Raw genomic sequence first — 14,103 nt, 5'->3', positions numbered from 1 at the left:
TCGGCTCCTTACACACATTTAGTTATTATTGATCTTAATTTGAAAATAATTAGCTATATGATGTTCCTTTTTATAAAACTAGAAATAAAGTCGGAATATTCATTCTTTCGTTTCGCTGTTAACATGTTAAGGCCTCTATTTTGCATACTCATAGCCCACTCTGTAACTGATTATACAAGACTCAATCGATTTGTAAAATCCAAATAGCAATTATACAATAACCTATCTTTTATTCATTAACTCTTTTTCTATTAGATTTTCAGTACTATTATTCATATTTATCTCCCTAAGTTGCTCTTATATTTAAAAAAGACGTAAAACCCAAAATGTAAAAATGAAAATATACATTTTACTTCGAATACTCCAAATTCATCAAAAATGAAAATTTATAGTCATATCATTCCCCTTTCCATCAAAACATGAAACAAAAATGACATTATGTAACTCTTTTTACTAACTCGAATTTTTTTATAAAAGTGCTTAAAGCTTGATATATAAACTTTTCTATTACGCTATATTATTAGTTATGAAAATTTATAGCTATATGATGTCCCTTTTTTTTAGATGAAAATCCCATAAACCCTTTCATCTTAAGGCTTTACGCGTTTATAACCTTATTTTCACGTATTTATGCAACATGAAAATCCATAGCTGTATGATGTCCCTTTTTTTAACCAAACATGAAAACTTATCTAGCCACTTCATGTTCCTTTTGAAACTATAAAATTACAGATAAAACCCATTAGCATCACTATTTAAAGGGTTTTATCTGTTTATCTCACAACTATAAACATGAAAATCCATAGCTATATGATGTCCCTTTTATTTTTTAAAAAATCGATATAACCGTTGATTTAATCATGTTTACAAGGCTTTTTTTCTATTTTTCATCTTTTCTACCAATATGAAAATTCATAGCTATATCATGTCCATAAAAAAAAATACACAAATCCTGAAACCCCTTGATACACAAGGGATTAAAGGACGTTTCATCTTTTTATTTTTCCTCTTAAAGGGACGTATTTCAGCAAATTCCGATTTGGTATAATTAAAACTGGTATATTTTATATTGTTTTGGCATTTATTTCTGAATTTATAGGTAGGAGGTGAAAAAGATGGGAAAATCATTTATTATTCGTAATCAACGTAGTCTAAATGGACAATCTACAAATGCAGTTTTAGTAACACTGAAGTCTTGGCAAAAACTTGTTGAAACTTTCGAAGAGAAATACTACAGCTATAAAGATACATACCTTGAGGATATTGTTGATCATATGACATATGAGGAGCGTATTGCCGATGTGGATGGCTTCGTAGCAAAGGCTAAACCATCTTTTTCACGTCGTACACTATCTGCTATTTCGGAAACAATGGGGAGAAAGCATAAATTATATGGCATTACAAATGCAGATTTGGAAGTCTTCTTATATCTACATAAAAAATGTTACACGAATGGAGTTATTCCAAATGTAACAATACATATGATGTGGGAAGATTACAAACTATATAAAGAAGAATTTGCTTACATACAGCATTCTCAATTTTATATTTCATTAAAAAAATTAAACCTACATAACATTATTACGATTGAAAATGAATTAGATGGCCGATATACAATTAAATTAACTCATTTTATGAATGAAGAAACTGAAAAGGCCAATGCATATGTTTATATTAGCCCAGTGGTGTTTACGAAAGCTTTCTTTGAGTTATCAGTTGCAGCTAAGAAGCTATTCTTAGATATTGCTATGCAACAGCACAGTGAAACTACACTAAAACGTTCCTTAGACAAACAAGATGAAAGAGGGAATAGAACTCATTTTGGTGGGATGTACCGCTTTTTACATAAAAAATACCCACATCAAATACGCGCAGTTATAACAGAATTAACGACTGCATTACCATGTACAGGGACTCCACTATTCAAAATTTGTAAATTACAAAAAGGGGCTAAGAATAAAAAAAGATATACAACTCTATATCTATCCTTACATACGGATTTCTTATGTACAAAAGAAACAGGCGAAGTACAGTATCGCGATCCATTCACACCAAAGCTTACTTATGCTCGTAAAGCTCGTTTTATCGAATCCGTGCTACAAGAGATGAATATTGGTGAGTTTACACAAGACATGAACAAATTTATTGCTGTACTTAAATATACATGCCATCGACAAATTCGAAGCGTAATTCATAGCTTACGTGACATGATAGATCGTAATGAAGAATATCCAAGCAAGTTAGTATATACTCTGAAAAAATTATTAAATCAAACATCACAATATCAAATTCTTGATACAGCGGCTAAAGAAGGTATTTATCCTCTTATTACCCAACATGTTCCAAAAGAACAAAAAGAACAAGCTGTATTTGATTTCGGATTACATTTCTCTATGTACTCTCTTCGAAACATCAAAAAGCTGTTCCGCAAAACGTATGAATTACTAAACTACAAATTTGCTGTACCTGTTACAGAGGAATCGTATCACCGCAACTATCTAAAGTATCAAGAAGAAACGTTGTTTAGAAAGTATGCCTATGAACAAGGTACAAACCTAAACGCTTATATGGCTTTAGAAATAGAAATACGTGAACTCTTAAAAGCAAGAGGACATAAAGATCGCTTTATTCCAAGTGATGTTCGTGAATTGTTCATTGAAAAGATAGATAGATTACCAAAAGAAAAGCTTCGCGTTATTGAAGTACCAGATAGCTTCAATTTAATTACATTTATGCGTGCCTTTGAACAGTTAATACGCGCTGGTGTCCCAGTAACAACAGCTGAGCAAGTACTAACAGCAATGAAAACAAACTAATCATAATCAGCTCTCTATTTTTGAAAAAATTCAAGATAGAGGGCTATTCGTGTTAATACGTTTCTTTAAAAGACTTTTACTCATTTTTCATAATAAGTAACTTTACTCGATTCTATTCATAATAGAGTCTTTTTTTATGCAATCATATACAAAAATAGTATGGTACCTATCTAAATTTCCACACATACTTTCATATAAACACGTTATGAGCTGTCTAAATACATTCAAATATCTACAAGAAATCATAAGAAAAAAATTAAATTTCGTGGATAAGTAGATAAATAGCACATAATGTGAATAATTTAGTGCAATTATCATTGATATAAATAGCTTATACACCTTTATCTATCAAAAATCATCAATATTAATGTGAGTTATGTGATGGATTTGGATGATGTTGATTAATTAACACATAATGTGAATCTTTTGTGGATAAAGATAATAAAATTGTGGAGATTCAGTGGATTTATATGGAATTCTACGATTGAATAAATATGTTTAACAATGTATCAATTTGTTTCATTTTTTATGTAGGAATACTAAATTTCATTTATGATTATTTGTAGATTTTAAATCATAATAATACCTAATTTTCCGTTGTTAGATTCTACTATTTATGATTTTTTACACTCTGAGATGCTACAGGCCTTTGTTACAGTAAGGATATACGTACATTTACCAGTCCTATATAAGTTTTATCTTTATATTTTACATATATATAAGATATATATTTATATTAGATTTTATTAACTAATTTTTAATTACAAATTTACGATACAAGAAAATCATTGTAGGAATTAAGTCTTTCTTTAGAAAGAGGATAAAAGTATCATTTTTACGTTTTACAAAACATGTCTCCTGTCTGAGATGCTAAAAAATATATAGAGAAAGATATTACTGCAATATTTTTATGTGATTCCAGATTGATTTATGCCAATAGCTGCTGTCATTATAGTGTTGATTCGGATAAGTTGAAATTTTTGTTGAACGTCATCCCAAAATTGGGGAGGCGTATTTTTGTACTTTTTTAAGGTACAACTTCAAAAATTCGGATCATCCTCATATGTATTTAGTGTAACTAGAAATCTATATGGATGGTGAAAATATGAGCCAATATCAAATGTTATACAGCACTCCGTATCTCTACTCTTCAGAAACGCTCAGACAAATGTACAAAGGAACCAAGAAGGAAGATAACCTTTGTGCTATACGAGAGCACATGCTACGCCATGAGGTATACCTGGACCGACAATACCGAGGTTATTATTATTTAAGCCAAAAAATTGAAGAGGATTTATATGGCGATGAACAGACTGTGTCTTGGAATGAGCTATTAGATGAATATCAACTTTACAGGGATCGTAAGGGGAATTTGTCCATTAAACCAAAAGGATGGGGTTAATATGACAATCATTGGAGAACTAGGTATTGTATATGGCGTGACGGGAGCTTCAATTTTAGGAATAAAAATGCTGAAGAAGAAAGGTCTTTATCTTCCAGGATGGTTGCTACATGCGGGTCTTAAATGCTTGCTGATAGGGAGTGTTTGGTACGTTCTAATGGATATACTAGATGTGTTTCTACGTTAGTATTATATCTGGTAGTTGAAAATGATTATAATAGCGCATCTTAAACATTTGTTTCTAAGCTTCCATACAGGCTCAACTACCTTAAGGAGGTATGGAGGGAATGTTGTCACTTTTATTAATACCAGCAACCTTTATAACTGTAGCTTATTTTTATCAAAGTAACGGAATGAGTGATAAGAAAAAAATTGCAACGTTTTTTGAAATTGCAAAGATATGTGTTCAACATAAAGGTGAATTACAATACCCCATTTTTATAAAAGAAATTGAAGATGACATAAGTATGAATTATGTTTACAAGTTACCACTTGGCGTACCTAGTCAACTTATCAAGAAGTTAGTTGAAGTATTAGAAGAAGGACTATACAAACCTGTTAAAATATCGTTCCATCAAAGAGAGCTTCATATTCGCGTATTTAAGCAACAAATACCTGAAATGTGGAATTGGTCTAAGGATCTGTTAAAAAAGCACACATGGAGCGTTATGATGGGGAAAGCGTTAGATAAATACGTATATCATGATTTCGAGAAAACACCGCATATGTGTGTAAGTGGAATGACTCGTTTTGGAAAGACAGTATTCTTAAAAAATGTGATGACTAGTTTAATTTTACAACAATCTCAACACGTGAAATTTTTTATTGTTGATCTGAAAGAAGGACTAGAATTTAGTCCTTACAAAGAGCTATCCCAAGTTGTAGAAGTAGCTGAAAACCCGGAACAGGCGTTAGAGATGTTGGGGAGAGTACGTGAAAAGATGGTAAAACAGATTGAAATGATGAAGAAGTCCTATTTTACCAATATCATAGACACATCGATTAGAGAACGTTGCTTCATCATAGTAGATGAAGGAGCCAACCTTTGTCCTACACAAGGATTACCTAAAAAACAACGTGATGTATTATTTTTGTGCCAGGAGATGTTATCTGAAATCGCAAGAATTGGAGGCGGTTTAGGATTCCGGCTCATATTTTGTACTCAATATCCAACCTCTGATACATTGCCAAGACAGATCAAACAAAATGCTGATGCAAAGCTAGGTTTTCGATTACCAACAGCGGTTGCTTCCCAAGTTGCATTGGATGAACCAGGTCTGGAGGATTTGCCTTCTCTTCCAGGAAGAGCATTATTTAAGACAGATCGTACAGAAGAAATCCAGGTACCTTTTTTAAAGGATACAGACATGTGGGAGTTGCTGAAGCAATATAAGGTGGTGAAGCAAAATGAGGCATCAAACACTCAAACAGAAAGCGAGACAAATCGAGATTTTATCCACTTTGAGTAAGTTGGATTTTGCAACCAGGAGGCAATTGCAAGCCATCCACTGTCTAGGAAGTATTCGAAATGCAAATCGTGTATTAAAGGATATGCACCCGTATTGTCACATTACTAAAATGGCTCGTGAACACGTATATTATTTAAATAAAAAAGGACGGGATTTATTAGGTATTACAAAAGAAGTAAAGAAAAGTAGTCAATTACAGCACATTTTAATGCGAAACGAGAGTTGGATGTGGCTTGGATTTCCAGAATGGAAAACAGAAAGACCTATCGAGTTTTCAATCAATGGTCAACGGTATCAGATTATTCCTGACGCAACGTATTTTGAGGATAATGTTCCCCATTTCGTTGAAATAGATCGTATGCAACATATGAAAGCAAACGAACATAAAATACAGTTATATGGCCATATAACAGATATCTATAAAAGACAGAATGCTATTGTTCCAGTAATCATTTTTTTCACACTATCAGACTATAGGCAATCAAAGTTAGAGCAATATGCTGTAAAACAAAATGTATTTATGAGAACGTTCGTGATGGACCACATATTCTAGGAATCTTAAATATTGATGTCCCAAAAATCATGATAATCAATGCGGTTATCAAATTTTCTTAGTGTTTTAATGATCTTAGTTGCGGATGTTAAAGTGGGAACACGATCCTTTTTATTTGCTAAATCACTTATTAATGATTTACTTAATCCAGTTTTGTGCACTAACCACTGTTGTTTAATTCCTCTACGATCTAAATAGTTACCAAATGGAGTTCTTTTTTTTCCTAGACCAAACATAAGGAATTCCTCCTAATAAAGAATATCATACTTATAGCTTGTACAATATTCCATAAAACTAAACCTTTGTTCATAAATATGGAATTATAATTTGAAATAAAGCATAGAATAATATAAAGAAAATCTAAAAAATGTGTAATAATTTTGAAGAATGTAGCATTCATAGTAATAGCTACAAGTTGCTGATACACTATCCTAATGGCAACTTGTTGCAAAGTGTATTCTTAAAAAATAAAAAGCTCAAACTCGTTGATATTAAAGGAGTTTGAGCTTTTATAATTTTTCAGATAAAGTAAACATGAAATAAAAATCCTTAAACTAAGACAACTATGTTCATCAAAAAATAGAAGATTATGTAACTTTTGAACTTGAATCTTTATATAAGGAACTAGTTTTAACTTTTCTAGATAAGTATTATCTATTGGTTTAGGGTTTAGGGCTTAGTCCAATACTTGTAGCTAATTGATGCTTAAAATCTGTGGAACTTATTAAATCACTAAATCCGTAACCTGCAAATTTATCATTTACCATAAGTGCACCAAGAAGTAGCTCGCCCAATTTTTTTGTTTGTCATAATTCTTGTACAATACAAATTAATGAAGCTGGCTAATATATCTACCCCTTGAATTAACATAGAACCTTTAGATTCCTGCATACCAAAGACTTGAAGACTCTTTAAAGAAGGAAGAATGGTAGTACCATTTTCTAAAACCAATTCTACATGTTCTTTCTTTGCTTTAGCATACCAGTTAAATGCTTCTGGATAGGCTTCTCTGAACTGCTTTGTTTCATCGTGGAACATTCTTACCTTTTTATATTTTGATTTCTAGTGAAACGCTCAACAATCTGAATGAAATCGGTAAATACGGGTAAATTTAAAGAACGTAAAGCTTTGTTTGGTAACGCATCTATAGCATAAGTTTCTTCCGCTAAAATAAGATCCATATACTTAGTAGAGCCATCTATTGCACTAGCAATTCCGGTATAACCGTCTTGATTTATTTCGTAAATTAAAGTTTGCTGTGCATTCATTAACGCTTCTATAGATGGACTTTTGTGAGCATTTGCGAATTTTTTAAGTGAGTGATCAGAAATATTATAGATGATTTGTGCTATGTCTTTCTTTATACCACTCATCCAAGAAAAAGCTGAAGATACTTTTTCATTATGTTCTGAATCTAAAAACGTTTCCACCATTATTGCTGATAAACAGTAACGCTTTTCAGCAATAACAAAAAATGGAATACAATGCGCTTTTCCAAGCTCGGATAATAATTTATTTCCAAGATTTTGTCCGCGATTACTTTTTAAAATTTTAGCCCCTTTGAGCTCTTGCTTGGTAGGAAAATAATCTTTTTTAAATGTAAGGATTCGATTTTCGGCCCGGTATTTTAAATTTCTTTCAACAAACCAACCAGCCAAAATGTAGAAGGGTTGTTGAGGATCTATATAATTTCCACCACTGTTACCAGATTCATCACAATAAATATCGTAATTCATTTTTTCTCCTTTCAAATCTTAATGGTAATAATTTCAATTATAAAAATATATGTAATAAGAGCCAAACTTTTAAATGCATCGCTACATTTATCACGTCTTGCATCTTTTATAAAAATTTCACGTACCATATTTTAAATAAAAAATGGTTATATATTCCAAAATAATAGGTTTGTAATAAGAATGAACGTTCTGTCTTTGGAGGGTGCAACGATGTTTGATTACTCGAAATGCATGAATCGATTGATTTTCTGCATAGACCTTTGTTCATTTTTTGCCAGTTGTGCATGCGTTATGAGAGGTTTAGATCCACTAAAAGTAAAATTAGCTGTCGTTGGTGATGTGAATAGAAATGGATCTATTGTGTTGGCTGCGACTCCTGAACTTGAAAAATTAGGTATTTCCACAGCAACCAGATTATACGAAATACTAAGAGATACAAATATAATTGTCGTAAATGCAACAATGAGAAGATATGTTGAAATTTCAAATCAAATCACAGAAATTCACACGACGTATGTAGCGTTAGAGAATCTACATTTTTAATCAATAGATGAGTGCTTTCTAGACATGCAACAAACAGCTCATCTTTTCGGACGGGATCCAATTGTAATTGCTAAAAGGATTCAAAGAGAAATATATGATACACCTGGCATAACCGCATCTATTGGAATTGGACCGAATTTGTTTCTTTCAAAAATTACTCTAGACGTGGAAAGTAAACATTCAAACTCTAGGATTGCTATGTGGTCACACGAGGATGTTTCAAAAACACCTAAAGAGCTTCTAATAAAGCGATTTGGCAAAGTAAAAGGTGAAGAGTCATATCGCTTCTCATAGGGTATTGATGAGAGCCGGATTGCTACTAAATACATTCTGAAAAGCACTTCTATTACAAAAGGGCAAATATTATTAGAAGACTGTTTTAGCCCCAACAAATTAAAAATGCTTCTTCTAGAACAAATAGAAGAAACCTGTTTTCGCTTACGATCTATTAATAAAAAGCTTTGCGGGAGTTTTCGCAAAGCTTTTGCCATGATATATAATTATTATAGTAATTTTCGTATTTCTTCTGTACTGAGACCAGTGAATTTTGCAATATCTTCTAATGGCATTCCATTTTTATGCATACCACGAATTAATTGGATTTTTCCTTGTTCAATACCTTCTTCTAATCCTTCTTCTCGTGCATGAGCTATTTTAGCTTGTTCATCTAGAAGTATTTTCTCACGAGCTTCATAACCGCTTCAAAAGGTATTTATTTTATTGAAGTACTTCAAATATGAAGTTTTTAATGTTTTGAAGCAATGTTTTTCATAGATATCTACCTCCTTCAAAAGGTGTACCTTTTGAAACAGAGAAAAATAAAAAATGATTTATTATTGTTTTATCTGAATTCCTTGTTGATTTTTCAGCAAATTCAATATATATTAATTATAAGTTCTAAGAACAAGGTCAAATGAACTTGTTCTTAGAACTTATAATTTTCTGTGTACCTTATTAAAATGAAGATATGATACATGAATACATCTCTCATGTAGTAAAGAGAAAAATTCCTACTACATATAATTTTAATGGGACAGAATGGGGAGGATTCAAAATGCAAACAAATGTAAAAATGGAAGAATGGGAGAAGAAACCATCACTACTTGGAATGTTTACTTCTCCTAGCCTACAGTTTGAGAGGATCAAAACAAGCGAAAAAGTTTTGGGGATATTCTTTTTAGTAGCAATGTTACAAGGACTTCTAGGCGGTTTGAGTAAGTATGGGATGTATACATCACCTGAGATGGTCCGAATGAGGAAAGAATTAGGAGAACTTGCTGGACAGAGTACACTTACAGGGGAAGTTATTTCTGGGATTGTATCAAATTTTGTGGGTACAATGATTGGAGCACTGTTTATAGCAGCTATTTACAAAGTGTTTATGATATTTTTTAGAAATGATACATCTTATAAAACATTATTAACCATAGTTATATATACAAACATTATTCTTATCGTTGGTGAACTTATAAATACTATTTTAAGTTTCATTGTGGGTGGTGGATCGACACACTATACAGGTTTAGGTGCAATATTTTCTGAAGGTACATTTGCATATGGGATTGGTAATGCAATTGAAGTATTTTACATATGGAATTTAGTTCTAGTTTGGTTAGGGTTACAAATCACAGCGGGATTAAGTAAAGTAAAAGCAGCTATTCCGATTATTATTTTATTCATTATTAAAATAGTATTCTTAACTGCCATTATGGTATTAATAGCAACATTCTTACCTGGTGTACCTATGTAATCAAAATGAATAAGGAGGGGACGTTTGAAAATATGTGAAGTCAGCTATCATTTTTCAACAGTCTTTCTTATGCCAAATACAAATGGAAATTATATTTATGATCATTTCTTATATATGGAGCGTGAGTTGTTGAAGAAAGGCATGCTGTGAAGAGAAGGGAGGCATCTGATGTATTCATTAGTGGTGGGCGTGTTCTTATTGGTGCTGATTTTGTCGGCGGTTTGGTTCGTAGTTGGGAAGTTAGGGATTTTTGACTGGATAGGTAATTTCGCATTAAAAATGAAAAATATCTTCAAGGAGGAAGACAAGAAATGAAAAAGAAAATAGGCGCTATTATAGTAGGAGTAGGACTTGTAGTAGTTGGAATTTTAACCGCAATGAGTGTGAAAGTAATTGAACAAGGACATGCAGGTGTAGTTTATAATAGAAGTACAGGTGTTGAAAAAGAAACATTAGGACAAGGTTGGCATCTAGTTTCGCCATTTAAACGTGTTACAGAATATCCAGTTTCTACAGAAACGGTACGAGTAAAGAATTTCAATGTACAAACGAAGGATGGTAAGCCATTGGCAGTTAGCTTATCTTATGACTATGCAAACGATGTAGAAAAACTGCCTAAAATCTATAACAAATTTAAAGGGCAATCTCCAGATGTGATTGAGAATGGTTGGTTACAAACACGTATCAAAAAAGCTACGCTTAACGTGTTTTCAAAGTATTCCGTTCTTGAAGTATTTCAACACCAAGGAGAAATTAATGCAGCGATCGAAAAAGAATTTCGTGGAACTGTAGATGATACTGGATTTATGGTTGATTCAGTAACACTAGAAGCACCAAAACCAGACGAAAATACAGCAAAAGCAATTCAGGGTGTTGTGGATGCGCAACAAAGATTGGAAAAACTAGAGATTGAGAAAAAACAAGCCGTTGTGGCAGCGGAACGTGATATAGAAGAAGCAAAAGGTAAGGCACAGGCAAACGAAATCTTAAAACAATCTCTATCTCCTGAAATAGTAGAAATAAAGAAAATTGAGAAGTGGGACGGAAAACTTCCGCAAGTAAGTGGTGGAGCCACGCCGTTTGTACAAGTGAAATGATAAGCTCTTTAAGCTAGTTAAGGAAAGTAAAAACGCAGGACTTAAAACCCTCTGCGTTTTTTGTTGATTTATGGATTTTTATAATAATGAAGGAAAATGACTAAGATTTGAAGGGGGTAGTTTAAAAACATTAACTCGTTATGAAGTACAACAATACATTTTAAGTTTAGTTCTATTGCCGCCTACTCTCAATATTGTCAGAAATCATATCAAGTCGAAAATATTCAGCATCCTGGTATTCGTCATACCAGACATATTTCACCGATATCATTATCTCGGAATGAAAGGAATCGAATATTTCGGGAGTTAGAACGTCCTGGAAATCTTCGATCTATTGCCATTGCTTATTTTTTACTTCATACAGGTTTACGTATTTCCAAATTAGTGGCTTTAAATCGTGATGATATACAAATGGGTGAAAGATCTGGAAATGTAGGGTTCTGGTGCAAAGATTGTATGGGTGATATATCATAAGTATTTGTATTTCAAATTATATATTGTTATGATAATCTGGTTAATTTAGGAAAAAAAGGAGGAGGAACATGGATTTAATCAAAGAAGTGACTTTATTAAGATATCAATTTAGACTTATGCAAAGTATGATTCAGTCAGACGAATTCCCATTTTATAGATTTGCTATAGATTATGAATTTGAAGAAGAACAAGTAAAGGCTTTAACAAAAATTTTAATTGCATTTCGTGATCGATTAACTAGAGAAGAAGTTTCGATTTTTGCCCAAAATGATCATTTATTTTCTAAATTTAAACTTCCTTTAGATATGCTATACAGCTCAGAAAAGCCTAATTTAGATGAGTTTAAACTATATATTACTAAGATTTTTTATCAAGAATTTGAATTGAAATACTTGTTATTAAATTTAAAAAAACAATGTATTTTTGTGAATGTCTGTGATTATCTTTTAGAGCAATTACAAATTAGTAATAACGTTTGATCATGTAAACGAAAAGTCCCTTCAGATATTCTAAAGGGACTTTAATAGGATTCTAGATTGACTGCTGATAAGTGGGGTTATGGTAACCAGATGCGAATAGAATAAGCAGTTCCATCATGTTATTTTTAATTATGTGATTATACTAGAAAGTAGGTAATGATTTTGAATAAGTGGATTTTGTTAAATACGAAAGAGTATGAGGATGTTTGGGATAGATTTGAAGATGAATTTTGTTTTAATCCTAATATAGATGGTGACCAATCATTTAAATTTTCTTGTCCATATATTACTTATGATTTATCTGATTGTTTTGAAGGGAAATGGACTGATGACGATTATGATAATTTTGATCATATATTATTGGGATCTCTTATTCTATGTACCACGGAACATGAATATATATATGCGTTAGATTGGCAGTATGCTGGCTACTGGATGAATCCTAGTTTAAATCTAAATCTAAACGAAGATGATAATCACTGGAAAATCCCATTTTTTCCGGATGGAGATTACTATTTCTTTTTGCAAAAAGACTTTAAATGGGGCTATTTAGGGCATCCTTGGGAAAAAACTATTTATATTTTCGGGGAAAAATTAATTGAAACATTTAAAGAATTGAGATCTAATATTAAAAAAAATGATAAAGTATAATTTTTCACTACCGCTAACGGGAATTATATAAAAAAGCTAACATGAATCTAGCTTTTTCTTTTTTGATCACGGGTGTTTTAATCTCTTTATTCATTAAGTTTTGAATGTATACTTTTGTTTGTGATTTTGCTAAAAATAGCTGAAGTCGGATAAGGCTAATGAAGTCAATACTTTCGATTTTTATAACATTCTCAACTAATTTTTCAATAAATTTACTTGATATAGATATACTTGTTAATAATGTTATTAATGTTCGAAATTAACAAAAAATAGTATATAATAAAGATATGATGGTTATCAATTTTATTTACCCCCTGTTTTAAAGATAAGATCGAATTCTCCGATCTTATTTTTTTGTTTGTAGAAATTTAATGCAAAAAAAACAGAATCCTTATTATAAGGATTCTGCAACAGGAAATAACAAAAATATAAATAATAAAAAGAATTACTTATATTATAGTGTATATAGTAATAAAGAAATATTGAGAAATATTTACATAAATCCAGTATGTATTACGTAGCAATTGTAGAAATGGCTTGTTTATAGACTAGCTGTTGCTTACCATGAACCATCATAAGGACAGTAAATTTATCCATTGCAATAATCTGCCCAGGTATGCGAACACCACTCTTTAAAAATATAGTGACCTCGCTTTTTTTCTCTTTCAATTGTTCATACATATCTTCTTGTAAATTAAACATGGAATGCGCCCCCTGGTTTGTTTGTATTTACTTTTCTTCTAATACCTGCTGCTTTTCACTGTTGGATATTTGTGATTCCCATTCACTTTCTATTTTTCTAAACCATTTTCCTATTTTGCTTAGATAATATCTTTTTACTTCACCATAAGGAATCCAAATTTCACGTTCCTGTATTTGGTTCATCACTTCATGAAGAATCTCATCATGTTCATACTTCCTAGGTTTTCTATGATATGTTTTTACAAACTGTGTATATTCTCTACGTAACCAATTAGAAATATGTTCTTTTTGTTTTTGTTTGAGATGTGACCATTTTTTATTTGTTTGAAGGATTTTGCCATTTACTTTTATATGGTTTTTCATCGACACTCATCTCCTTTTACTAGCAAAACGAATATATAACTATCGTATCACATTTAAATTGAAATACT

Annotated in this window: 16 protein-coding genes and 2 pseudogenes; 12 read left to right on the top strand and 6 right to left on the bottom strand. The window is 31.6% G+C overall.

Annotated features, from left to right (window positions below; translation table 11 throughout):
- Positions 1-1,115: 1,115 nt before the first annotated feature.
- From MKY70_RS30190 to MKY70_RS30170, 5 genes are all read left to right on the top strand, one after another.
- Positions 1,116-2,816 (top strand): hypothetical protein, encoded by a 1,701-nt coding sequence (locus MKY70_RS30190; RefSeq protein WP_340805014.1) that lies wholly within the window; start codon positions 1,116-1,118, stop codon positions 2,814-2,816.
- 1,105 nt (positions 2,817-3,921) lie between these two features.
- On the top strand, positions 3,922-4,218 hold the full coding sequence (locus tag MKY70_RS30185) for a hypothetical protein (RefSeq protein ID WP_340805012.1): 297 nt from the start codon (positions 3,922-3,924) through the stop codon (positions 4,216-4,218).
- Between the two features lies 1 nt (position 4,219).
- Positions 4,220-4,405, top strand: coding sequence for a hypothetical protein (locus MKY70_RS30180; RefSeq protein ID WP_341026828.1), 186 nt, complete (start codon positions 4,220-4,222; stop codon positions 4,403-4,405).
- Between the two features lie 100 nt (positions 4,406-4,505).
- On the top strand, positions 4,506-5,687 hold the full coding sequence (locus tag MKY70_RS30175) for an FtsK/SpoIIIE domain-containing protein (protein WP_340805008.1): 1,182 nt from the start codon (positions 4,506-4,508) through the stop codon (positions 5,685-5,687).
- Positions 5,626-6,240: a replication-relaxation family protein gene (locus tag MKY70_RS30170; RefSeq protein WP_340805006.1), complete on the top strand. Its 615-nt coding sequence runs from the start codon at positions 5,626-5,628 to the stop codon at positions 6,238-6,240. The genes MKY70_RS30175 and MKY70_RS30170 overlap by 62 nt, the downstream gene beginning before the upstream one ends.
- A 5-nt stretch (positions 6,241-6,245) precedes the next feature.
- Here MKY70_RS30170 and MKY70_RS30165 read toward each other — a convergent pair whose 3' ends face one another.
- The 3 genes from MKY70_RS30165 to MKY70_RS30155 all read right to left on the bottom strand — a co-directional run bounded on the left by MKY70_RS30165 (position 6,246) and on the right by MKY70_RS30155 (position 7,976).
- The gene (locus MKY70_RS30165) at positions 6,246-6,476 is read right to left on the bottom strand and encodes a helix-turn-helix domain-containing protein (RefSeq protein ID WP_193649025.1); all 231 of its coding nucleotides are present in this window, start codon (positions 6,474-6,476) and stop codon (positions 6,246-6,248) included.
- Between the two features lie 520 nt (positions 6,477-6,996).
- Complete coding sequence (locus MKY70_RS30160) at positions 6,997-7,278, bottom strand: hypothetical protein (RefSeq protein WP_340805000.1); 282 nt, start codon at positions 7,276-7,278, stop codon at positions 6,997-6,999.
- A 2-nt stretch (positions 7,279-7,280) separates the two neighbouring features.
- The gene (locus MKY70_RS30155; RefSeq protein ID WP_340804997.1) at positions 7,281-7,976 is read right to left on the bottom strand and encodes a DUF3800 domain-containing protein; all 696 of its coding nucleotides are present in this window, start codon (positions 7,974-7,976) and stop codon (positions 7,281-7,283) included.
- A gap of 180 nt (positions 7,977-8,156) precedes the next feature.
- Between MKY70_RS30155 and MKY70_RS30150 the strand changes: the two are divergent.
- Positions 8,157-8,813, top strand: a pseudogene (locus MKY70_RS30150) (Y-family DNA polymerase).
- Between the two features lie 209 nt (positions 8,814-9,022).
- Here MKY70_RS30150 and MKY70_RS30145 read toward each other — a convergent pair.
- Positions 9,023-9,220, bottom strand: a pseudogene (locus tag MKY70_RS30145) (Rpn family recombination-promoting nuclease/putative transposase); the annotation flags it as partial.
- A gap of 353 nt (positions 9,221-9,573) precedes the next feature.
- Here MKY70_RS30145 and MKY70_RS30140 point away from each other — a divergent pair.
- From MKY70_RS30140 to MKY70_RS30115, 6 genes are all read left to right on the top strand, one after another.
- Positions 9,574-10,269 carry a Yip1 family protein gene (locus tag MKY70_RS30140; RefSeq protein WP_340804994.1) on the top strand — a complete coding sequence of 232 codons (696 nt, stop codon included), beginning with the start codon at positions 9,574-9,576 and terminating at the stop codon, positions 10,267-10,269.
- 24 nt (positions 10,270-10,293) lie between these two features.
- Complete coding sequence (locus tag MKY70_RS30135; protein ID WP_373261194.1) at positions 10,294-10,419, top strand: hypothetical protein; 126 nt, start codon at positions 10,294-10,296, stop codon at positions 10,417-10,419.
- 18 nt (positions 10,420-10,437) lie between these two features.
- Positions 10,438-10,584: a hypothetical protein gene (locus MKY70_RS30130; protein WP_002114369.1), complete on the top strand. Its 147-nt coding sequence runs from the start codon at positions 10,438-10,440 to the stop codon at positions 10,582-10,584.
- Positions 10,581-11,366 carry a prohibitin family protein gene (locus MKY70_RS30125; protein WP_340804988.1) on the top strand — a complete coding sequence of 262 codons (786 nt, stop codon included), beginning with the start codon at positions 10,581-10,583 and terminating at the stop codon, positions 11,364-11,366. Before MKY70_RS30130 ends, MKY70_RS30125 begins: the two co-directional genes overlap by 4 nt.
- Positions 11,367-11,908: 542 nt before the next feature.
- A complete protein-coding gene (locus MKY70_RS30120; protein WP_341026822.1) occupies positions 11,909-12,319 on the top strand; it encodes a DUF1878 family protein in 411 nt (136 codons plus the stop codon).
- 162 nt (positions 12,320-12,481) lie between these two features.
- Positions 12,482-12,970, top strand: coding sequence for a DUF2716 domain-containing protein (locus tag MKY70_RS30115; protein ID WP_340804983.1), 489 nt, complete (start codon positions 12,482-12,484; stop codon positions 12,968-12,970).
- Positions 12,971-13,483: 513 nt separating this feature from the next.
- Here MKY70_RS30115 and hfq read toward each other — a convergent pair.
- Both hfq and MKY70_RS30105 read right to left on the bottom strand, forming a co-directional pair.
- Positions 13,484-13,672 carry an RNA chaperone Hfq gene (hfq, locus tag MKY70_RS30110; protein ID WP_098815943.1) on the bottom strand — a complete coding sequence of 63 codons (189 nt, stop codon included), beginning with the start codon at positions 13,670-13,672 and terminating at the stop codon, positions 13,484-13,486.
- A gap of 27 nt (positions 13,673-13,699) precedes the next feature.
- On the bottom strand, positions 13,700-14,035 hold the full coding sequence (locus tag MKY70_RS30105; RefSeq protein ID WP_340780617.1) for a transposase: 336 nt from the start codon (positions 14,033-14,035) through the stop codon (positions 13,700-13,702).
- Positions 14,036-14,103 lie beyond the last annotated feature (68 nt).

It is taken from the genome of Bacillus sp. FSL R9-9492 (genome assembly GCF_038007365.1).
Taxonomy (GTDB): domain Bacteria; phylum Bacillota; class Bacilli; order Bacillales; family Bacillaceae_G; genus Bacillus_A; species Bacillus_A mycoides.
The sequence above is the reverse complement of the archived record's forward strand: the minus strand, read 5'-3'. Positions and strand labels throughout refer to the sequence as shown.